The following is a 22117-nucleotide window of genomic DNA, read 5'->3' on the forward strand; positions in this document are numbered from 1 at the left end:
AATTGAAAATCAGTTCAAGGCTTTTTTATTTTTAATAATTTCTTAATGATCAGATATTAATTTTATCAATTTGATGAATCAGAGTCCAAGTTTTTGTTTGTTTTTCAAAATCCGCTATATTCAAGCCATATCATTTTTAAATCCAAAAAACAGGCCATATGGAGACGAATCAATACCAAGTTGGGGATAATTTTGATGAAATGTTTGCCAAAGAGGGTCAGGTGAGGCCCCATTATCAGGAATTTCTCAAACTTTTGGGAAAAACCACTTCAAAAAGGATGTCCCATCTTCAATACTCTGCCAATAAGACTCAGGTAGCGATGGGGATGACTTTCAATGTCTACCATGATAATCAGGGGATGGAAAAAATCCTTCACCTAGATATTATCCCAAGGATTATCGCGCATCAGGAATGGAAGAAAATCGAAGCAGGACTGAAGCAGCGGATCCATACACTCAACCTTTTTTTGCAGGATATTTATAATGACAGAAAAGTACTGAAGGACAAAATTGTACCGGAAGACCTTATTCTTGGCAGCAAGGATTACCTCAAACCCTGTGAAGGACTTACACCTCCCAAAGGAATTTGGTGCCACATCACGGGAACAGACTTGGTCCGGAACAATGACGGAAACTATTTTATTCTAGAGGATAATCTCCGCTGTCCGTCGGGTGTGTCCTACATGCTCGAGAGCCGTGAAATCATCAAGCGCGCTTATCCCGACCTATTCAATAAATTGGGTGTGATGCCTGTTTCGGATTATCCGGTCAAGCTTTTGAAAATGCTTCAATTCATTTCCAATAAAGAAAAGCCTGTTGTCGGGGTTTTGACTCCGGGGATTTATAATTCTGCGTATTTTGAGCATTCCTATCTTGCTTTGCAGATGGGAGTGGAGTTGGTTTCGGGTGTGGATTTGATCACCAAAGGCAAGAAAGTCTTTATGCAGACTACCAAGGGATTGGAGCAGATTGATGTTTTGTACAGAAGGATTGATGACACATTCCTAGACCCCTTGACCTTCAACCCACATTCTATGCTGGGCATACCGGGGATATTTGAAGCCTATAAGGCTGGAAATATTGCGCTCGCCAATGCGCCTGGAACAGGGGTGGCGGATGACAAAGCTGTCTATGCCTATGTTCCGAGATTGATCAAATATTACCTTGGTGAAGATCCGATTTTGGAAAATGTACCTACCTACCTCTGCAGAGAAGAACAGGATAGAAAATATGTATTGGACAATATTGAAGACCTTGTCGTAAAAGAAACCAATGCTGCAGGAGGTTACGGCATGCTGATAGGTCCCAAAGCCACCAAAGAAGAACATGCCAAATTCAGGAACCTTGTCAAAAACAATCCGACCAATTATATCGCGCAGCCCACCTTATCCTTATCCACAGTACCAACTTTGACTGACAATGGATTGGAAGGAAGGCACGTGGATTTGAGACCTTATATTTTGTATGGACAAGAAATCGAAGTGATACCCGGAGCGCTGACGAGGGTGGCATTGAAAAAAGGGTCATTGGTAGTTAACAGCTCCCAAGGCGGGGGAAGTAAAGATACTTGGGTTTTATATAATTAAAATACTATGCTAAGTAGAGTTGCAAGTTCGATATATTGGCTGGGGAGATACCTCGAAAGGGCCGAAAATTATTCCAGGTTTATTGATGTGAATTTCAACCTGATGCTTGACCTTCCACCTGACTTGAAAGAGCAGTGGGAACCCTTGGTCATCACCACAGGCGACAATGAAATCTATAAAACCAAGCATAAAAACTTTGAAAGAAAGGATGTTATCCATTTTCTGACATTTGATTCAGATAATCCAAACTCGATCATTTCTTCTATCTCTTATGCCAGAGAAAATGCAAGGGTAATCCGTGAAAACCTAACCAAGGAAACTTGGGAAAATCTAAATGAATTGTATCATTTTGTTTTGAAAAGGGCTGATAAAAAAGACTGGAACAAAGAAGACCCCAGGGCTTTTTTTGAAAGTGTAAAAAATCAAGTGCTTCTGCTTTATGGGCTTGCTGACAGTACTGTGGCAAGGACAGAAGGCTGGTATTTTAGGCAATTGGGGCTGTTTTTGGAACGGGCAGATAAGACCAGCAGGATTGTAGATGTCAAATATCATATTTTGCTACCAGCACCGAGTTTGGTAGGTAGTCCATTGGATTTCCTTCATTGGACGGCTTTGTTAAAGTCAGTAACAGCTTTTAATACCTATAGAAGGATGTACGGAAATATTGAGCCAGCCAAAGTGGTTGAGTTTCTTATTTTGAATAAGTATTTTCCAAGGTCTGTTTTTTATTGCATCAGAGAGGCAGAGAGTTGTCTTCACAAAATTTCCGGTCTGGCGGATAGCGGTTACAAGAATTCTGCAGAAAAAGCCATCGGGGAATTGAGATCAAACCTGGAATTTACCGATGTGGAAGAAATCATAAACATGGGTCTTCACGAATACCTTGACCAACTCCAAATAAAAATAAATGATGTTTCAAATAAAATAAATACCAACTTCTTCCAAATTAAGGATAACTTTATCAATCAAACACAGATTCAGGAATGACCTTTTGCCTAGGAATAAAAACAAAAAACGGCCTGATTGGCCTATCTGACACCCGCATCACTTCAGGAAACGAAACTACTACTTCCAAAAAAGTCTTTACGGTAAATAGAGAGAAACATTCCTTTTTTATCATGACTTCGGGTTTGCGGTCTGTAAGGGACAAGGCAATCACCTATTTTTCTGAAGTCATTGAAGACCAAGATGCCAACTTTACCAAGCTTTATAAAGCCGTCAATGAATTTGGAAATCAGGTAAAAATTGTTGCAAAAGAGGATAAAGAATATCTAGAAGAATCAGGACTTAAATTCAATTTATTTTCAATTATTGGAGGCCAATTGGAGCATGATAAAGTGCCAAAGCTATACCTGCTTTATCCACAAGGAAATTGGATAGAAATCAGAAGGGGCACGCCTTTTGTCATCATAGGAAATACAGGTGCAGGCAATCCTGTTTTGAGAAGATCCTTGAGTTATGAAGAATCTTTGGATTATGCTTTGAAATGTGCTTTCCTTGCATTTGATGCCACAAGGATTTCAGCCAATGATGTAGATTACCCGATTGATACTGTGATTTTGGAAAATGACACCTATCATACTATTGAAAAAAGGTTTGAGCAAAAAGAACTTGAACATATTTCTGCTTTTTGGAATAACCGGTTAAAGGAAGCGATAAAGGTATTACCGGCGGAAGTTTTGCAAAAAGCTTTTCGGGAGTTTGAAATAGTATGAATTTAAAGAAATGAAATTAAGAATCAGACATTCAACAAGATATACTTACGATCAGAAAGTACAGCTTAACATCCACGAATTTTATCTGATTCCTTTACAACGTTTTTATTTCAAAGTTTTAAACTCAAATTGGACTGTTTTTCCCACTCCTCTTGGGTTTCATGAAAGGATCAATTTTGAGAACAACCCCTACTTTCAAGCTTGGTTTACAGGTGAATCGGATTTTTTGGAAATCAAAAGTGATTTTGAAATAGAAGTTGGGGAGTTTAATCCCTACGGATTTATCATCCAACCGCAACCCGTCTTTCCATTTGAGACCTTTTCTTATCCTGAGGAAGTCAGAGACTATTTAAGGATATATATTGAGGGAGAAAAACTGCCCGGATTGGATGAATTCCTCAAAAGTATGATGAAAGAATCAGATGGTCTTGTAGGTTTTTTAGTTTTGCTTTTGGCCAAAATCCATTCCAATTGGGAACATATCATCCGTCATGAGGAGGGTATTATGCCTTTGGGGGAGGTTTTTGAAAGTAAAATTGGTTCTTGCCGTGATTTATCATGGATGCTGATGTCCATGCTGAGAAGTATCGGATTAGCCTGCAGGTTTGTCAGCGGCTATGCTTTCAACCCTGAATTGGACGCTGGACACGAGCTTCATGCTTGGGTTGAAGTATTTCTTCCCGGAGCTTCTTGGATTGGTTTGGATCCAAGTTTGGGATTATTGGCAGATAGCCGATATATTCCTTTGGCAATCAGCTATGACCCAAAGTTTGCATCGCCGGTTGTAGGGAATTACGGCGGCGCCTCTCAGTCTCATTTGACCACTGATGTGGTGATTAAGGTTGTTTGATTTTTTTTAACTAGGAAACACACTGGATTTCATTAATTCGTATTCCTCAATTTGTGTTGATCAGAAGATGATTTTTTACAAGGTATAAGTTCAATCTTTTCCAAGACATACCTTTTTTCAATAGTTTATCTTGACCAAAATGAACAAAATCCAATCTTATTATGTATACAGGATTGTAAAACTTCAAAGAAATGAGTCAATCCGGATCAATAATATTTTTCTCCATCTTAATCATCTTTATACTCTTTTTGAGTTGGTATGTGTTTCAGGCTATCAGAACCGTCAGCATGGGAATCGAGCTAATTCGCATCCAACAAATGATTAAATGGTCCTATTGGGCATTTATGTTGAGCTTATTGACTTGGCTAGTATTTAAATCTGTTCAGGTTTTTTCAACGGGAGAATTTGCATCCTCGGCACAGACCCTATCCAGTGTTTTTCTCACCTTGATAGTTACTCAGCTAGTCATTGTTTTAGTCCTTTTTGGAGAAGATATCTTTAGAAATATTCAAGCCATTACGGTTTTTGCAATGAATGGTGCCAAAGGTTATTCCTTTCCATCTAGAACAGTTTGGGTGAGTATTTTGGCCTTGACAGTCGCTTCTGTGCCCCTCTTTAGCTTTGTTTATGGGATCAAGTATGGTAAATACAATTTCAAAGTTCACAGGGAAGTCTTATACTTTGAAGATTTGCCTGAAGCCTTTGATGGCTTTACCATTACGCAGATTTCTGACATCCATTCTGGAAGCTTAAAGGACCACAAAGCCGTGGCAAGTGGGGTTCAGATGGTATTGGACCAAAAATCTGATCTTTTTGTTTTTACAGGTGATCTGGTCAACCATAGGGCAGATGAAATTGAACCACTGATTAAAGAATTTTCAAAAATAAAGGCAAAATATGGTCAGTTTTCAATCTTGGGAAACCACGACTACGGGGATTATTCCTCATGGCCAAGCCCTGAAGCAAAAAAAGAAAACTTTGAAAAATTGAAGGGACAGCATGCAAAGCTAGGTTTTGATTTGCTCTTGGATGAAAATATCAGGATACAAAAAGACGGGCAATCTATCGTAATTGCAGGAGTTGAAAATTGGGGAGTTGGATTCAAAGAAAAAGGCGATTTGCAAAAATCATTGAAAGGAACTGAAAACGGGGATTTCAAAATTTTGCTTTCCCACGATCCATCCCATTGGGATGCCCAAGTCAAAAACAATCCTAATCCTGTTCATCTGACACTTTCAGGACATACCCACGGTATGCAGTTTGGTATTGAAACCCAATTGGTCAAATGGAGCCCTGTCCAATACCGATATCCCAATTGGGCCGGATTGGCAGAAGAAGCCGGAAGATACTTATATGTCAATAGGGGTTTTGGTTTTCATGCTTTTGCCGGAAGGGTAGGTATATGGCCGGAGATCACTGTGATCGAATTAAAGAAGGGGAAAAAACCAGCTCCAATCCATTTGGCTTCTGCTAAAAATTAGGTAAGTTACATCTGAACAAAACATTCTTTTCTTGGTTTTTGATTCATGTTTTGGTCAATTGTAATTTTGATGTCATTCATTTTGGGAGAAAAAGAAAATCTAACCCTTGAAGATTTGAGATGGAAAAACCGCATTGTAATCTATTTTCCCGCAAAGCACCATTACCCTCAATTTGACCTTAAATCTTTGGAAGATGAACTTTCTGAAAGGAAAATTATTTTTTTATCAATTCCTGAGCATATCCAATCCAATACCGCTGTTTCGTTTGATAAAAATTATTTGAATGCCTTAAGGGAAAAACTTACTTCTTCAATAGCTGAGGGTAATTGGATTTTGATTGGATTGGATGGGGGAATTAAATTGAACAAAAAAGGAGAACCTGATTGGGATTATATTTTTAGGACTATTGATTCAATGCCAATGAGGCAATTGGAAATCAAAAGGATTAAATGAAAAGAATTTGATTGTTAATCTTTTAAATAATAGTATGTTTTTTAGCTTGAATACTTAAAAAATACCCTGATTAGGTTATTTTTTAAAGGTGCTTAAATTTTTAAATTTGACTGAATTTAAATTTTACTTAATGAAATTTTACTATTTATCCGCAATCGCCAACAAAGAAGGAGAGTTCGAAATACACCATCGTGAATGTTCGAAAATACCAACATTCCAAGAAAGGATATATTTAGGACCATTTAATAATGGTCAAGAAGCTATAAATCAAGCGATTAAAACAAATCCAAAATCTGTAATTTGCAAAACTTGTCAAAGTACATCGATGGTACCAAAATTTTCACGTTTTAGCGATTCTGATTCTAGACAATCCAAATCTTAGTATTGGTCAAGCAGGTATTGTATCACATCCGTTGTGGTTACAATTCCTTTCAGTTCATCTCCCGCCACTACAGGTAAAGCGTGAAATTCCTCATTTGCAAAGATTTCAGCAATATCTTTTATTGAATCCTCTTCTGAAACGACTTTTGGTTTGGCTGTCATAACCTGATTGATACTAAGGATTTCTAAAACAGCTTCGTCAGCTCCTTCCTGGTTTTCGAATAATGCACCAAAGGTCAACCTATTGATATCAGTTCGGCTGATGATTCCGCTAATTTTTTTTCCGGACAGCACAGGTATATGTCGAATTTTATGTTTTCTAAACATCTCTACAACCTTGGATAGTTTTTCATGCTCCTGAACTGTATATACATCCTTGGTCATTATTTCCTTTACAGGTTCTCGCTTTTTCATGATTTTTAGGTTTATTTTATTACTCTAATGTACAAGGATGTAAAAAACCTTAACCTGATTAAAGTCATATTCAAAGTTGATTTTGAGCTTAATTGATTAAAAAAAGGTTTTTTTATAGTTGTTTTTTTTTCATTAGGATAAAAAGTAACAAAATCCACTTGTATTTTAGAATTATTCAGGAAAATACTATTTTCGAATCCAAATCGGGGTGTGGCGCAGTCCGGTAGCGTACACGTCTGGGGGGCGTGTGGTCGCAGGTTCAAATCCTGTCACCCCGACAATATTTAATTTTAAGGTCTCAACCAATTAGGTTGAGATTTTTTTTTTGATTTATTGTATCAGCCTTATTCTTTGACTTTAATAAGCTTTGATATTCAAAAGCATTCAATTTTTTTCAGAAGAATAAAAACAGGAATCCTATTTTTTGAAAAAGGAAATTAGTAAGAAGAGGTTGAAATCTAAAATTATATTATAAATGATAATTTTTTTTAATTGACGAAATCTTATTATTGAAAAAAACATATAAAAAATAATTAAAAGTAAAAAATATATAAGAATAGGTAATTAAAAATTATTTTTAACGAAATAGTATTGTTTATAACTTTCTGAATAAACATAGATTAGTGTCAATTAGTGACCATTTTAGAATGTGTTTAATTTTATGGTGTTAATATATTGTTATTATTAATTTTTTTAAATACAAAAATTTGTTTAATAAATACTAATTAATGATATTGAAGTTCGTTGAATAATAAAATATTAAAAAATTAACGCTATAAATAATTCTTTTTTAAAAATCAACTAATTATAATATATCAATAAAAAATACACAAAACAAAAAATCTAATATCTTATTACATGAAAAAATATAAAAAATCAAATAATTTAGAAGCCTATTTCGAGCTCGTCGGTTACTCTACATTTTATTCTTACAGAAAACCGATAGGTTATTTCAATTCCTCATAAAAGTAATATTGAATTAATTTGAAAGGATTTTTAGGTCACACCTTTTTAAATTAAAATTTTAATTTATTATTTAAATTTTGTTCAAACCATATAACTGATTAAATATGAATTTTATTTATACCTTAAAAGAAAACATTTGTTCATTTCGGACATGGGTGTTTTTTTTCATATTAGCTCTAATTTTAATCCCTCCTCCTTCAATAGGAAAGGATATAGAGAAAGATTTTGGGTCCAATGGTACTATTGCAAATTTGGTTTTGATTTATTCCGACGAAACTTTATCTCTTCCACTTGTTGGGTTTAGTGAAACAATTCAAGGTGCGGTTGATTTAGCATCAGATGGTAATGTTTTGGTTGTCTTCCCGGGTACCTATTCGGAGACCATATCTATTTCAAAAAATATTATTCTTCAAGGTGCGAATGTTGGTGTAAATCCAAATACAGGTACCAGGGTTATTGAATCTATTATTTCTGATGGAAACATTAATATCCTTGGCTCGAATACTGTTACGATAGATGGCTTTCACATATTCCAAACAAATACTGTAACGCCGATTTCCTTAGGGGGAAGTGCAGAAGTAATATTTCAAAACAATATCCTTGAACGATTTGGTAGTACTACTGGAAGTACTGTAAGAGGTATAGAAATATCAAATGGAGCTGGAGTAAAGGATATTAGAAACAATAAATTTACAGGAGATGTTTCTGGAGGACTTTTTAGTGGACACAAAACTTGGAATTCCGGTATTTTTCTTAACGGTCCGTTAAGTTTGATCAATATTGATGATAACGTTTTTGAAAATTGTAGAACCGCCATCAACATTGATGACATGGGTTCTGGTATAACCTTATCAGGAAACATTTTCCAAAATAGTGGATCCTTCCTTTCATTTGGAGGAACAACACCTACTACAGGTTCTTATACTTTTGAAGCCAATGAGTTCAAGACCCTTATAAGTACATTTGTAAATCTTTCTAATGTTTCGACAGATTTCAGACTGGATATCAGTGCAGGAACTTATAATGGGACAGCTTTTAGTGCATTGTCGCTAGCAACACTTTTTGGAATAGAGAGTACTATGTACCATCGAAATAGAAGTGGTAGAAATGGATTGGTATATTATGTTCCCGGAAATCAATATGTCCTAAATGCTGTCAATAATAGTATTCAAAGTGCTATAGATTATGGCGCCACTAATGATATAATCAATGTACAGGAAGGGACATATTCTCAAAACTTAATTGTTAACAAACCTCTTGGGTTTAAGGGCGCTAATTTTGGAATCAATCCAAACACGGGGACAAGAGTTGCAGAATCCATCTTGAATGGAACATTCTCCTTGCAAAGCAGTGGAATCAACATAGATGGATTTACTGTAACGGGAGCAGGTGCCGCATTTGCAGCGGGAGGCGCAGGTCCTTGGAGCAATGTTTCTTTGACTAACAACGTTGCTGAGGCCAATACAGGTCAGCAAACTATCGTATATGGTTTTGCCTCCGGTGCTGTAACAACATCAATTGGAGCTCAAAATTGGGAGGTAAGCAATAATCGAATTGTTGACATTCAATCAGCGAATGCAACTGCTTTGGCATTATTTAATATTGATGGACTTATTTTAAATGGAAATATTATAGAACATGCAAATAGTTCCTTTACCGGCCGTCGTGGAATTAACCTTGATGGCAGTATCAATGTGACGGTTTCAGGAAATACTATTGATATGGGAGATATTGCCCCTAGTGCTTTAACCAATGCACCATTTGGAATTCAGATTTCCATGAGTGATAGGGCAGTTTCAAACATTACCATCAGCGGCAACAGCTTTACTAGGACATATTCCGCAGTTGTGGGATTGAGTCAAAGAAATCTTTCTGGTGTCCTGATTGAAAACAATGATGTGTCTGATGTATTTAGGGCCTTCACATTCAACTCAGGCGGAGCAGTTCCTGTTGCAAACGGGACCAATATGGCCAATATTACAATTAACGGTAATTTGGTAGATGCTTCAGATTTTGCAGTTTGGCTTAGAAATCTCCATTCAGGCGCAGGAACAGGCCCAGTATCTTTTACAAATATTTCGGTATCTGAAAATTCATTTATAGGAGGTTCTTTTACTGTCGATACTGATCTCAATGTAACCGATGGCCCTGTTTCAGGAACATGTAACTGGTATGGATCTAGTGATTTCGAAAGTGTCGATGCCTTGGTTTCAGGTGCGATTAATTTTGTTCCTTTCTTGACCAACGGTACAGATAATGTACCATCTGTTATTGGTTTTCAGCCTGTTCCGAACGCGTGTAACGGGATAGCCCCTGTCCGTGTTTATTCTGATGGAACAGAAACTACTTTATTAAGCAGCCATGGAACAATCCAGGAAGGTGTAAATGCGGCGGTGACTGGTAATGTTGTGAGGGTCGATGCAGGGACATATGTTGAAAATGTCATAGTTACAAAAGATCTTGAAATCAGGGGTGCCAACTATGGTATTGACCCGAATACAAGCGCTCGTGGTCCGGAATCAATTGTTCAAGGATCTTCTAGTACAAGTAGGGCTTTTCAGGTAACTTGTTTGAACACAACCACCAATGTAAGTGTCGATGGATTCTTATTTGAATTGGGAAGTCCTTTGCATGATGGTAATGACATTGGAAACGGACCTAGCAACTGCGATGTGAGTTTTACAAATAATCTTGTTCAAAATGCGAATGCAATTTACTATGGGCAAGGAACTTCTTGGAAAAATGTTTTAATCAGTAACAACTTATTCCAAGACATTAATGCCACACCAACAACAAGTGCGTTGCAATTATTAGGAGGATCTTTGTCTGCTACAATTACAGACAACGTTTTCAATAATATCAACTACTCTGCGATTTCATCAGGATCGATTCCTTCGGTTACCATTTCAGGGAACGCAATTGATGGCACAGGAAATACTGGAATTCAGTTGGCAAATGAAATCGGAGATGCAATAGTCCAGAATAATTCAATTAACAATGCCAACAATATTTCCCAAGAGGTTGGAAGAGGTGCTATCCGACTTTATGGCTCTAGTTTTACTGGAACAGTGTTGGTAAAGAATAACACCATAACAGGTGGGTATACTGGAATTGCTGTTCGTGATGGTGAAAATATTTCTGGAAAGGATATTACAATTACAGAAAACAGCATAACAGGTCTTTTAGGAGGAAAAGCAATTTACAATGGTGCAATTTCTGGAGAACTTAATGCAACCTGTAATTGGTTTGGATCTGTTGATTTTGCCGAAGTTAACAACCTTATAAGCGGAACTGTGAATTTTGTTCCATTCCTGACAAATGGTACTGATAATGAGCCTTCAATTTTGGGCTTTCAGCCAGTTGCAAATGCGTGTGGTGGTGTTGCACCGGTACGCGTTTATTCAGATGTTACAGAGACAACTTTGCTCAGCAGCCATGGCACAATTCAAGCCGGGGTTGATGCTGCAGTTGCCGGAAACTTGGTGAAAGCAGATGCTGGCACTTATGTTGAAAATGTATTGGTAAACAAATCAATTTTTATCCGCGGATCGAATTTTGGTATCAATCCAAACACGGGGACAAGAGTTGCAGAATCCATCTTGAATGGAACATTCTCTTTACAAAGCAGCGGTATCAACATAGATGGATTTAATGTTACAGGTGCAGGAGCTGCATTTGCGGCAGGTGGTGCTGGTCCTTGGAGTGATGTTACTCTATCCAACAATATTGCAGAAGGTAATACGGGTCAACAGACCATAGTATATGGTTTTGCTTCAGGAGCAGTTACAACATCAATTGGGGCTGAAAATTGGACTGTGAGCAATAACCGTATCACTGATATCCAATTTGCGGATGCAACAGCTATTGCTCTGTTCAACATTACAGGTTTAACAATCAGTAACAACACGATTTTACATTCCAATGCCTCTTTCAATGGTCGCAGGGGCATGAATATCGATGGATCTCGGGATGTAGTAATCAGTGGAAATACTGTCGATCTTGGGATAGTTAGCCCGTTGTTTGACAATTCTGACGGTACATTTAACAAAGCCAGGTATTCACTTCAACTATCTGCAAGCAACCGTTCTGTAAGCAATGTTTCTGTTTCGGAAAATACTTTCGGTGGAGCTTATGATGGCATTATCACATTAGGCAACGGAGAATATTCTGGAATTAACTTGTTGTCAAATGAGATTTCAAATGTTGTAATAGGAATCAGGACTCAGGCAGGCACGAATCCGCCGACAGGCTCTCATAGCAATTTTATGATCAGTAACAATAAAGTCAGCAGTTCCAACAGAAGCATATACCTCCAAAGCGGTGGAGCAGGGACTTCGGATCCATACAATTCAATCAGCATAACGGAAAACAGCTTGTTGAGGTCAAGTGCAGGATCGGCTTTGGAAATTGATGCTATCGCGGTAATTACTGACGGAAACATTGCTGCCAACTGTAACTGGTTTGGTTCAGCTGATTTTGCGGTTGTGGACGATTTGGTTACTGGTGCTATCACTTTCGAACCTTTCTTAACTGATGGTACAGATAACGCGCTAGGAACAATTGGTTTTCAGCCAGTCCCGGGTAAATGTAATGGTACAGCAATTCCTCCATTGAGCATTGTAAGCTTTACACTAATCAACGCAGGAACTGACACAGATATCCTTACAATTACGGATGGGCTTCAGATCAGTCAGAGTCAGGTTCAAGGCCTTAGTCTAAATATTAGGGCTAATACTAACCCTGCTGTTGTTGGAAGTGTATTTATGACTCTTTCAGGACCAGTAAATCGTTCAACAACTGAAAATGTGGCTCCTTACGCATTGTTTGGGGACTCAAATGGTGATTTTAATGGACGAACGCTTCCTTTAGGAAACTACACATTGACTTCACAAGCATATTCAGGAACCAACAGAAATGGTACAGCTGGAATATTATCTTCAGTTCAATTCTCAATTGTATCGGCTCCTGTGGCTGTAACAGGAATAACAACTACTCCTTCAACTTCCTCTCTTGTAGTAGGAAATACACTTCAAATTACTGCCACGGTATTGCCTGCAAATGCTACCAATAAAACAGTTAATTGGTCGACTTCTGACCCTGGAGTGGCATCAGTGAGTAACAGTGGATTGGTTTCTGCATTAAACCCTGGAGAGACTATCATAACTGCTACAACTCAAGATGGAGGCTTTACAGCCATAACCTTAGTGACAGTAACGGAAAATAATCCTCCTTTAAGCATTGTAAGCTTTACTTTGATCAATGCCGGAACAGATTCTGATATATTGACAATCACTGACGGTCTTCAGATAAGTCAAAGCCAAACTCAAGGGCTAAGTCTGAATATCAGAGCGAATACCTTCCCGTCAGTTGTAGGTAGTGTCTTCATGACCCTATCTGGTCCTGTAAACCGATCTGTGACTGAAAATGTAGCACCATATGCTCTTTTTGGAGATAACAATGGAAATTACAATGGACGGACATTACCTGTTGGGAACTATACGCTCACTGCTCGAGCCTATTCTTCTTCAAACAGAGGAGGAACGGCGGGTGCTATCAAGACCATTAATTTTTCTATCATAAGTGGTTCATTTAGGATCAACGGAAACCAAGATGAAAGCGGTACCTACAGTGAGTCTAAAGAAAATGATTCTGTGATAGAAAAAGGTCCACAACAGAGGGATGGTTTGGGTGTTAACAAGATTTATCCAAATCCTGTTGAAGACAAAATCAACCTTGAACTTTCAAATATGGGAATTGAGCGTGTTGAAATCACGATCTTTGACATGAAAGGTGTTCAATTGTTGAACCAAGAGTATGATTCTGAAAACGGATCTTTGGTCTTGGAGATTGCTAACCTTAGGTTAAAACCTGGAACTCATGTTCTCTTGGTTAATACCAACGGCTACCAACAGGTCTTTAAGTTCTTGAAAAAGTAAGCTTAATCCTTTGATTTAAAATTCAGCCTCCAAGGTCATTGTTTGATTTTGGAGGCTTTTTTTATGTTGAATTATATGCCACAAATTAATGCTTCCCTACCACTCTAAGGATAAAATCTGGGTTTTGTTGAGATTAAGGCAAAAGGGAACTCTAAAAAAAATCGACTGAAGTCGATTATTCCAAGTTTTCTTGTCCATTTTGAAAAGAATTGTAAAAAAAGTGACCAACCATTTAGAAAAATCAGATGTTTTCCCAATAAATCAGCTAGAATTTGACCATTAAGAAATGAAATAAGATCAAAAAAAAGTCTGTATCACCCAAACTTCATCGTAAAAACAGTCCTTTGTCCGGGAATTGACTCCACTTCAAGATTTCCTTTGTGAAGGTTCATGATCTGACGGGAAATGGCCAAACCGATACCGCTGCCGGATTTTTTGGTAGTGAAAAAAGGGACAAAAATCCTTTCCAAGGCTTCAGGAACAATCCCTTCTCCATAATCTATCACTTGTATAAATGGGAAAGATTGGCTGTTGATTCCTGACTTTAGAATAATCGTTTTTGTGTTTGATTTTTCCATGGCCTCTTTTGCATTTTTCACCAGGTTAATCAAAATCATCTGTATTAAATCCTGATCAGCCAACAATTCAAGTTCTTTTGGACTTATTTCTGTCTGAAGCTGTATTCCTGATTTCGCCAGTTCTTCCTTGAGCAAAACACAGATGTTTTCAAATAACTGTTGGACAGCAAATCTCTTTAGCACAGGCTGTGGGATGTTGGTGTAATCCCTGTAAGCATTTACAAAATCAACCAATCCGGAACTGCGTTTGGAGATGGTTTCCAGGCCTTCACATAAGTCAACGTAACTGTCTTTCTCAAGGATCAATTCCCCTTTTTCCTCTTCGTGGATATCTTCCTCCAGAATAATTCCCAATGAATTTGCAAGACTCGCTATAGGCGTCATTGAATTCATGATTTCATGACGGAGGACTTTGGTCAGATTTTGCCATGCCTCTAATTCATTCTTTTGTAATTCAGAACGAATATTTTGAAAAGAAAGTAAAGTCCAACTATTTCCTTCCATTTTGAAAGAAGCTGACTGCACGTTAAGATGGAGTTCGTTGTTGATTTTGATAGAAAATGAACCCCCCGGCTTCAGAGAAAGGACATTTTTTAATAAATCAATAGATAACTTCCCCAAATCGTTGATGTCTTTGAATTGCGGAATCTGAAGCAGCTGCTTGGCTTCTCCATTGATCACACCTATTCGTCCCTGACTATCAAAAGATAATATCCCGGTGTTGATATGCTGGATCATGATCTGGAGAAAAAGCATTTGCTCTTCCTTTTCTGCCCTTGTTTTTTTGAATGCCTCAATGACTTCATTGAAAGACATGTTCATTTCTTTAAATGAATTTCCAAGTTTGCTGTCTTTGGTAAATGATGATGAAAAATCAGAATAACGGATTGATTCCAAAAACCGGGTTATTTTCCTGTTTGTGGTATTTCCATAAGAAATCAGATTGAGTACCAAAAAGAAAACAATTACTGAAAACATAATGGTTTGAACCATGGACTGTTCTTTAAAGAAAAAAAACAGGCCCAAATAGGCAAAGACCACGATCAGCAAAACACGAATTAAAATACCTATTGAAAATGACCTAAAGCCCATACCTTTCCAATCTTCTATACAATGATGACCTGGTCAATCCCAATTCTTCAGCCGCTCTGGTGATATGGCCGTTGTGTTTTTGAAGGGCTTTTCTGATCAATATTTTTTCTACATCTTCTATATTCAAATGGTCTAAGCTGACCAATTCCTCTTGTTTTTCAGGACTAAGCTGCTTTTGCATAAATAAGTCCTCAGGCTGTAACACACCATGTGTAGTCATGATAACTGCCCGTTCGATGCTGTGCTGAAGTTCACGGATATTTCCAGGCCAATGATATTTTTGCATGCGTTTGATCAATGCTTCACCGGCTTTTCGGATTTCTTTATTGTATTTTTTAGAATAGACCTCGATAAAATGATTGGCAAGATGTGGGATATCTTCCAATCTCTCCCGCAGGGGAGGCAAGGTAATTTCGATCGTATTGATTCTATAGAGTAAATCCTGCCTGAATGTATTCTCATAGACCATGCTGTGGATCGGCATATTGGTGGCAGAAATCAACCTGATATTTACAGGAATTGCTTTATTGGCACCTACACGGGTTACTTCTCTATTTTGTAATGCAGCCAAAAGTTTAGATTGGAGTGGGAGAGGGAGATTTCCGATCTCATCCAAAAACAATGTGCCTTTATTTGCCTGCTCAAATCTTCCTGCCCTGTCTTCCTTGGCATCTGTAAATGAACCTCTTTTGTGTCCGAAAAGCTCGCTTTCAAAAAGAGTAGTTGTAATAGATCCCAAATCCACGCCTATAAATGCCTCGCGGTGTCTTTTGGAATGCCTATGAATGGCACGGGCAATCAATTCTTTTCCTGTACCGTTTTCTCCCAAAATCAACACATTGGCATCAGTAGCAGCGACTCTCTCTATTGTTTCAAAGACCTTGACCATGGAAGAACTTTGTCCGATGATGTCTTTGAATTTGCTGTCTATGTCTTGATAGAGTTGTTGCTGTTGGGTTTTTAATTGAGATATCTCAAGTTTTGATTGTCTCAGCTGAAGCGCTGAGTTCAGTGTTGCGAGTAATTTTTCATTCTCCCAAGGTTTCAAAACAAAGTCTGTTGCACCTTCTTTGATGGCTTTGACGGCCGTATTCACATCCCCGTATGCCGTAATCAATACGACCACTGCAGAAGAATCAAGTTCCAAAATCCTGTCCAACCAATAGAATCCTTCCTGTCCGCTGCTGACATCTTTGGTAAAATTCATATCCAAAAGGATCACATCGTATTGCTCATTGATAATGAGTACTGGCAGTAGACCTGGATTGGTTTCTGTATCCACTTGACCAAAGTGCCTCTTTAAAAATATTTTGGCAGCTTTTAACAAATCCTCGTTGTCATCGACGATGAGGATTTTACCTGGTTTGTTTTCTTTCATAAAATTAGACAAGAGATATTAGACGTGAGATGTGAGACATGGATACACGAGATTTGAGAAAGACTGAAGTATATAGAGGCAAAGCAATTTTTTTAACAGCCGAAATAAATTGCTTTTGAACTTCATTTTAGAAAGGACCATCGCACTTCACATTTCGTATTTCTTACTTCAGAATGCCAAAACTTGTACCGAAATGATACAAACGGACAATATCATTTCAAAATCGCTCAATGGATTGAATTTAAGCAGTTTTTATTAAATCTATAGGAAATTTTCCCTAAGAATAATTGCACTGATTTATTCATTCTTTGGTCGCAGGCGGACGTTTTTGTTCGAAAAATCTAAAGCTAAAAATAGGATATGCCCTTTTTGGTTGTTTTTGAGCGGTTTTTTTGATGGCATGTTAATTGGCTATTGAGAGTCAAAGTAAAACTGAAAATTTATAATGGATAGGAAGATTGAGAAAAAGACCTGGACTCCAAAGTTCATCGCTATCATCACAGGAAGCACACTCCTGTTGGCCTTTATCATTTACCAATTGTTTTTTGCCGACTCAAGGTCTTCTATGAATGTCAATAAGGACAGGATTACCATTGCCACTGTCATAGAAGGAGAATACACTGATTACATTCCGGTAAGCGGGACGATTGAACCAGGGGAAGTTTTTTTCTTAGATGCTTTAGAAGGTGGAAATATTTCAAAAATTATCCGAGAATCAGGTGCCATAGTCGATAGAGGTGACACGATATTGTTACTTTCTAATAGCAAACTGCAATTGGAGGTGATGGAAAGGGAATCAGGCCTCTACTTCCAAATTAACAACCTCAGACAAGTCAGGCTTCAGTTGGATCAAAATGATTTAAGCCAACAAGGGCAACTTGCCGAAATTGATTATCAAATCAGCCTGCTTAAACCTCAATACGAAAGGTTTAAGGAACTTCATTCCAAAAAACTGGTATCAGATCGTGAATTTGAAGAGGTGAAAGAACAATATGAGTACAATGTCAAAAGAAGAAAATTGACATACGTGGCCTATAGAAATGATTCAGTTTCAAGAGTAGCTCAAAAACGACAGCTTTATGATTCTGAAAACAGAATGAATCAGTCTCTCAATGGAGTAGGTCACATTCTCGATAACCTTGTTGTCAGGGCTCCGATTTCTGGTCAGTTATCTACCCAGCAAATTGAGGTTGGACAATCTATCAATGCCGGGGAGCGATATGGTCAGATTGATATTCTAGATAAATTCAAAGTAAAAGTACAGATAGACGAATTGTACCTTCCAAGGATAAGTACAGGATTAAAAGGCACCTTCACATTCTCTGGAAGTAGTTACGAACTTGAAATCGATAAAATCTATCCCAATGTCACAGGTGGAAGATTTGAGGTCGACATGGTTTTTACAGGGGAGACGCCATCCGGAATACGGAGGGGACAAACAGTAAGAATTGGCCTTGAACTTGGCGAAAGCAAACAAGCCATCTTATTACCAACAGGAGGGTTTTACAAAGATACAGGAGGGAATTGGGTATTTGTCGTGGATGAGTCTACCGGCATTGCGGAAAAGCGAAACATTAGGCTAAACCGTAAAAATCCAGAGCATTATGAGGTAATCGAAGGCCTCAAGCCGGGCGACCGCGTCATCGTCAGTGGATATGAGAATTTTGGAAAAAATGAGGTTTTGAATTTGAAGTAGCGGGAAGTAAGTCGAAAGGCACTTGTTGGCTTCAGGCAATGTAAATATCTCAGTCCGATTAAAGAATTTAGTTGTATTGATTATTTAATAAACGATTAAGCCATTTGTCAGATTAATTCCTGTGTTGAAAATTTTGAATGAAAACCACAAATTATCAGAAAAAATTTAACTATCCATTGCTCATTGCAGATCGCAAGTCTATCAAAAAACAATAAATAAAACTTATAAATTAATCAGCACATCATACCACACGAATCATGGAAAACATCATTAAAACCGTCAATCTCCGAAAACTCTACACTACGGAGGAAGTAGAAACCACAGCACTGGACGATATCCAGATAGAAATCAAAAAAGGAGAATTCGTCGCCATCATGGGCCCATCAGGTTGTGGCAAATCTACTTTGCTTAACATCATCGGACTGCTTGACAATCCCGATTCAGGCCAATATTATTTCATCGAAAATGAGGTTGCCAAATTTTCTGAAAGACAACGCTCTCAGTTGAGAAAGGGAAATATCGGTTTCGTATTCCAAAGCTTTAACCTCATCGACGAATTGACTGTATTTGAAAATGTTGAACTTCCACTTCTGTACCTCAAAACACCTGCTGACGAAAGGAAAAGAAGGGTAGAAGAAGTTTTGGGCAGAATGAACATCATGCATCGAAAAGACCACTTTCCGCAACAACTTTCAGGTGGTCAGCAACAGAGGGTAGCTATCGCCCGTGCCATTGTCGCTAAACCTTCAGTGATCCTTGCCGATGAACCTACAGGAAATCTTGATTCAGCAAACGGCGAAGAAGTCATGAGGCTTTTGGAAGAATTGAATAATGAAGGAACCACCATTGTGATGGTAACACACTCCCCTCATGATGCGAACTATGCCCACCGTATCATCAATCTATTCGATGGAAAAGTGGTGACTGAGAATATCAGGGAGCAGTTTCATATTTGAAAAATAGATATAAGACACAAGACTTTTGTTACCTGGTAATTTCAAAAGCAGTATTTATAATTGATTGTCTTAGATACATACTTTATCAAGAGAGATTCTCAAAACATTGTTAATCTCTCTTGATTTGAACCTAGTTAAAGAGGCTATTCGGCTTTTCCCGATTGTTGAAGATTTTTATTTCTGTACCTAGAAAGCTGCATACAGCTAGCGACAACAACTAGAATAATTACAACATTATCAACCTCCCAACTTCCACACTTCCCACGCCATGCTCACCAACTATCTCAAAACTGCCATTAGAAGTTTCAAAAAGCACAGATTGACTTTCATGATCAACCTGCTTGGGCTCACAATGGGATTGACCACAGTGATTTTGATCATGATGTGGGTCAAAGATGAATTGAGCATCAACAGATATCATGCACTCGGACATAGGATTTACACTGTATTTACCAACCATGCCAATTCCACAGGAATCGTTACCATAGGAATCACTCCTGCAGAAATGGCCGAAGCCATGGAAGCTGAACTTTCCCAAGTGGAAATGGCAGCGGCGATTTCACCATACATTGAAGGAGTTTCTTTTGATGATGGAAATGATGTGCAGGTCGCTGATGGTTTATTTGTCGATCAGGAATACCTGGAAATGTTCAGTGTCGAATTTTTGGATGGGGATAAATCGAAAGCTCTTTCAGACATAAATTCGGTGGTTTTGTCTGAATCAACAGCAATCAGGATATTCGGTTCTTCCGGAGAAGCCGTTGGAAAAACCCTGAAATGGACAGTTTTTGAATTTGGAAATGAAGTAATAGTGAGGGGTGTATATAAGGATTTTGGCTCTTATGATATAGATAAACCAGAATTTCTACTTTCTTTTCCCTACTTCAAAAAAATGCTCGGTGACGGTGCACATTGGGACAATTTTAATGCAGGAACATTTTTATTACTGAGGGAAGGAACTGATATTGATTCCTTTAATGCCCAAATTGCCAACTTCTTAAAGGATAGGAAGGTAGAAAGTAATGTGACTCCTTTTGTCCAGGCTTTTGAAGACAATTACCTCTATGGGACATTTGAAGATGGGAAAGTGGTAGGAGGAAGGATCAATTATGTCTGGATTTTTTCGGCCATTGCATTCTTCATTCTATTGATTGCCTGTATCAACTTCATGAACCTGACCACTGCAAGGGCCATGAATAGGCTCAAAGAAATTGGAGTCAAAAAATCTATGGGGGCAAGCAGAGGCGGTTTATTTAGCCAATTCATAGTCGAGTCTATGCTTTTGTCCTTCATTGCGATGATTCTTGCTTTGGTTTTGGCAATGATATTACAGCCATTTTTCAATCAGGTTACTCTCAAAGAACTCAATCTCAACTTGGATTTGCCTCAAATTCTGATGTTGGTTTTGATCTGGGCCATCACAGGCTTAATTGCAGGGATTTATCCGGCAGTTTATTTGTCCAAATTCAGACCTATCCAAATCCTGAAAAGTAACATCAAAGGAAGCTTTGGAGAACTTTTGGCTAGAAAGGGCTTGGTCGTATTTCAATTTTCAATTTCCCTGCTTTTGATTATTGGGATTTCTGTGATTGGACGACAGATGGCTTATATCCAAAACCAGAACCTTGGCTACAACCAATCCCATTTGCTTCAAGTCAATTCCTCCTCTCTTTCAGACACACAACTTGAATCATTTTTGAATCAGGTAAAAGGAATCCCGGGGGTTGAAAATGCATCAAGTCTATCCCATCCCCTCGTAGGTTTGATGAGCTCGACTATTGGGCTGAGTTGGGAAGGGAAAAATCCCGATGAACAGGTCAAATTTGAGAACATCACGGTCAATATGGATTTGATCGAAACAATGGATTTTGAAATTTTGAAAGGAAGGTCTTTCTCAAGGGATTTTGGAGATGAAAGTTCAAAAATCATCCTCAATGAGGAAGCGGTAAAAGTAATCGGGCTGGAAGAACCCATTGGTGCTACAGTCAATCTTTGGGGAAATGACATGGAAGTAATAGGGGTTTTGAAGGATTTTCATTTCGAATCACTGAAAGAAAATGTCAAGCCTGCCTTTTTGAAATATGACAAAGCATTTGCCCAAAAAATCATCATCAGAATCAATCCCGAAAATCAGCTAGAGACCATTGCCTCGGTATCAGGATTGTTTGAAAATCTGAATGCCCAAAAGATTGATTACAGCTTTATGGATGAAGATTTTCAGTCCTTATACCTACAGGAACAGCGGATTTCAAAACTTGCCAGATATTTTGGATTGGCAGCAATTTTCCTTTCCTGTTTGGGTTTGTTTGGATTGGCGGCTTTCACAGTAGAAAACCGCAAAAAAGAAATCGGAGTCAGGAAAGTCCTTGGAGCTTCGATCAGCGGAATTTTGACCATGATTGTCAAAGATTTCATCCTTTTGGTACTGATTTCCATTGTGGTCATGGTTCCTTTGGGATGGTATCTTTCCCAAGCTTGGCTCCAAGGTTATGCTTATAAGACCAACCTGAGTTGGTGGATTTTTGTAGGATCTGCAGCCGTGCTTCTTTCTATAGCTTTGGTTACGGTCAGTTTTCAAGCCTTCAAAGCCGCAACTGCCAATCCCGTAAACTCTTTGTCATCCGAATGATAGCCT

The 22117-nt window shown here is 38.1% G+C and carries 13 protein-coding genes and 1 tRNA gene; 11 read left to right on the forward strand and 3 right to left on the reverse strand.

Annotation, left to right across the window (positions count from 1 at the left end):
* Nucleotides 1-158: 158 nt before the first annotated feature.
* The 6 genes from NK987_RS12880 (at nt 159) to NK987_RS12905 (ending at nt 6085) form a co-directional block, all read left to right on the forward strand.
* On the forward strand, nt 159-1586 hold the full coding sequence (locus NK987_RS12880; protein WP_259264177.1) for a circularly permuted type 2 ATP-grasp protein: 1428 nt from the start codon (nt 159-161) through the stop codon (nt 1584-1586).
* A gap of 6 nt (nt 1587-1592) precedes the next feature.
* The gene (locus NK987_RS12885; protein WP_258423221.1) at nt 1593-2573 is read left to right on the forward strand and encodes an alpha-E domain-containing protein; all 981 of its coding nucleotides are present in this window, start codon (nt 1593-1595) and stop codon (nt 2571-2573) included.
* Entirely contained in the window at nt 2570-3301 is a 732-nt protein-coding gene (locus NK987_RS12890) for a proteasome-type protease (RefSeq protein ID WP_258423220.1), read from the forward strand. The genes NK987_RS12885 and NK987_RS12890 overlap by 4 nt, the downstream gene beginning before the upstream one ends.
* A gap of 10 nt (nt 3302-3311) precedes the next feature.
* A complete protein-coding gene (locus NK987_RS12895) occupies nt 3312-4151 on the forward strand; it encodes a transglutaminase family protein (protein WP_259264178.1) in 840 nt (279 codons plus the stop codon).
* Between the two features lie 191 nt (nt 4152-4342).
* Nucleotides 4343-5632: a metallophosphoesterase gene (locus tag NK987_RS12900; protein ID WP_258423218.1), complete on the forward strand. Its 1290-nt coding sequence runs from the start codon at nt 4343-4345 to the stop codon at nt 5630-5632.
* A 69-nt stretch (nt 5633-5701) separates the two neighbouring features.
* The gene (locus tag NK987_RS12905; RefSeq protein ID WP_259264179.1) at nt 5702-6085 is read left to right on the forward strand and encodes a DUF4174 domain-containing protein; all 384 of its coding nucleotides are present in this window, start codon (nt 5702-5704) and stop codon (nt 6083-6085) included.
* 378 nt (nt 6086-6463) lie between these two features.
* Here NK987_RS12905 and NK987_RS12910 read toward each other — a convergent pair whose 3' ends face one another.
* Nucleotides 6464-6880 (reverse strand): CBS domain-containing protein, encoded by a 417-nt coding sequence (locus NK987_RS12910; protein WP_259264180.1) that lies wholly within the window; start codon nt 6878-6880, stop codon nt 6464-6466.
* 204 nt (nt 6881-7084) lie between these two features.
* Here NK987_RS12910 and NK987_RS12915 point away from each other — a divergent pair.
* Nucleotides 7085-7158: transfer RNA gene (locus tag NK987_RS12915), tRNA-Pro, on the forward strand.
* A gap of 945 nt (nt 7159-8103) precedes the next feature.
* Entirely contained in the window at nt 8104-13782 is a 5679-nt protein-coding gene (locus NK987_RS12920; protein ID WP_259264181.1) for a right-handed parallel beta-helix repeat-containing protein, read from the forward strand.
* A 314-nt stretch (nt 13783-14096) separates the two neighbouring features.
* Here the strand turns inward: NK987_RS12920 and NK987_RS12925 are convergent, their stop codons facing one another.
* The gene (locus NK987_RS12925) at nt 14097-15338 is read right to left on the reverse strand and encodes a sensor histidine kinase (protein WP_259264182.1); all 1242 of its coding nucleotides are present in this window, start codon (nt 15336-15338) and stop codon (nt 14097-14099) included.
* 103 nt (nt 15339-15441) lie between these two features.
* Nucleotides 15442-16830 carry a sigma-54-dependent transcriptional regulator gene (locus tag NK987_RS12930; protein WP_259264183.1) on the reverse strand — a complete coding sequence of 463 codons (1389 nt, stop codon included), beginning with the start codon at nt 16828-16830 and terminating at the stop codon, nt 15442-15444.
* Between the two features lie 445 nt (nt 16831-17275).
* Here NK987_RS12930 and NK987_RS12935 point away from each other — a divergent pair, with 445 nt between their 5' ends.
* The 3 genes from NK987_RS12935 to NK987_RS12945 all read left to right on the forward strand — a co-directional run bounded on the left by NK987_RS12935 (nt 17276) and on the right by NK987_RS12945 (nt 22111).
* On the forward strand, nt 17276-18526 hold the full coding sequence (locus tag NK987_RS12935; protein WP_258423212.1) for an efflux RND transporter periplasmic adaptor subunit: 1251 nt from the start codon (nt 17276-17278) through the stop codon (nt 18524-18526).
* A 257-nt stretch (nt 18527-18783) separates the two neighbouring features.
* Entirely contained in the window at nt 18784-19482 is a 699-nt protein-coding gene (locus tag NK987_RS12940; protein WP_258423211.1) for an ABC transporter ATP-binding protein, read from the forward strand.
* A gap of 268 nt (nt 19483-19750) precedes the next feature.
* The gene (locus tag NK987_RS12945; RefSeq protein ID WP_259264184.1) at nt 19751-22111 is read left to right on the forward strand and encodes an ABC transporter permease; all 2361 of its coding nucleotides are present in this window, start codon (nt 19751-19753) and stop codon (nt 22109-22111) included.
* The last annotated feature ends 6 nt before the right edge of the window (nt 22112-22117 follow it).

Source organism: Aquiflexum gelatinilyticum (assembly GCF_024813435.1).
In the GTDB taxonomy this organism is placed as follows: domain Bacteria; phylum Bacteroidota; class Bacteroidia; order Cytophagales; family Cyclobacteriaceae; genus Cognataquiflexum; species Cognataquiflexum gelatinilyticum.

What these genes read in the sequence shown, in the direction of transcription:
- NK987_RS12900 (WP_258423218.1), top strand. Translation starts at nt 4,343, where the DNA reads ATGAGTCAATCCGGATCAATAATATTTTTCTCCATCTTAATCATCTTT.
- NK987_RS12895 (WP_259264178.1), top strand. Translation starts at nt 3,312, where the DNA reads ATGAAATTAAGAATCAGACATTCAACAAGATATACTTACGATCAGAAA.
- NK987_RS12905 (WP_259264179.1), top strand. Translation starts at nt 5,702, where the DNA reads ATGTCATTCATTTTGGGAGAAAAAGAAAATCTAACCCTTGAAGATTTG.
- NK987_RS12925 (WP_259264182.1), bottom strand. Translation starts at nt 15,338, where the DNA reads ATGTTTTCAGTAATTGTTTTCTTTTTGGTACTCAATCTGATTTCTTAT.
- NK987_RS12935 (WP_258423212.1), top strand. Translation starts at nt 17,276, where the DNA reads ATGGATAGGAAGATTGAGAAAAAGACCTGGACTCCAAAGTTCATCGCT.
- NK987_RS12910 (WP_259264180.1), bottom strand. Translation starts at nt 6,880, where the DNA reads ATGAAAAAGCGAGAACCTGTAAAGGAAATAATGACCAAGGATGTATAT.
- NK987_RS12885 (WP_258423221.1), top strand. Translation starts at nt 1,593, where the DNA reads ATGCTAAGTAGAGTTGCAAGTTCGATATATTGGCTGGGGAGATACCTC.
- NK987_RS12890 (WP_258423220.1), top strand. Translation starts at nt 2,570, where the DNA reads ATGACCTTTTGCCTAGGAATAAAAACAAAAAACGGCCTGATTGGCCTA.
- NK987_RS12880 (WP_259264177.1), top strand. Translation starts at nt 159, where the DNA reads ATGGAGACGAATCAATACCAAGTTGGGGATAATTTTGATGAAATGTTT.
- NK987_RS12940 (WP_258423211.1), top strand. Translation starts at nt 18,784, where the DNA reads ATGGAAAACATCATTAAAACCGTCAATCTCCGAAAACTCTACACTACG.
- NK987_RS12930 (WP_259264183.1), bottom strand. Translation starts at nt 16,830, where the DNA reads ATGAAAGAAAACAAACCAGGTAAAATCCTCATCGTCGATGACAACGAG.
- NK987_RS12945 (WP_259264184.1), top strand. Translation starts at nt 19,751, where the DNA reads ATGCTCACCAACTATCTCAAAACTGCCATTAGAAGTTTCAAAAAGCAC.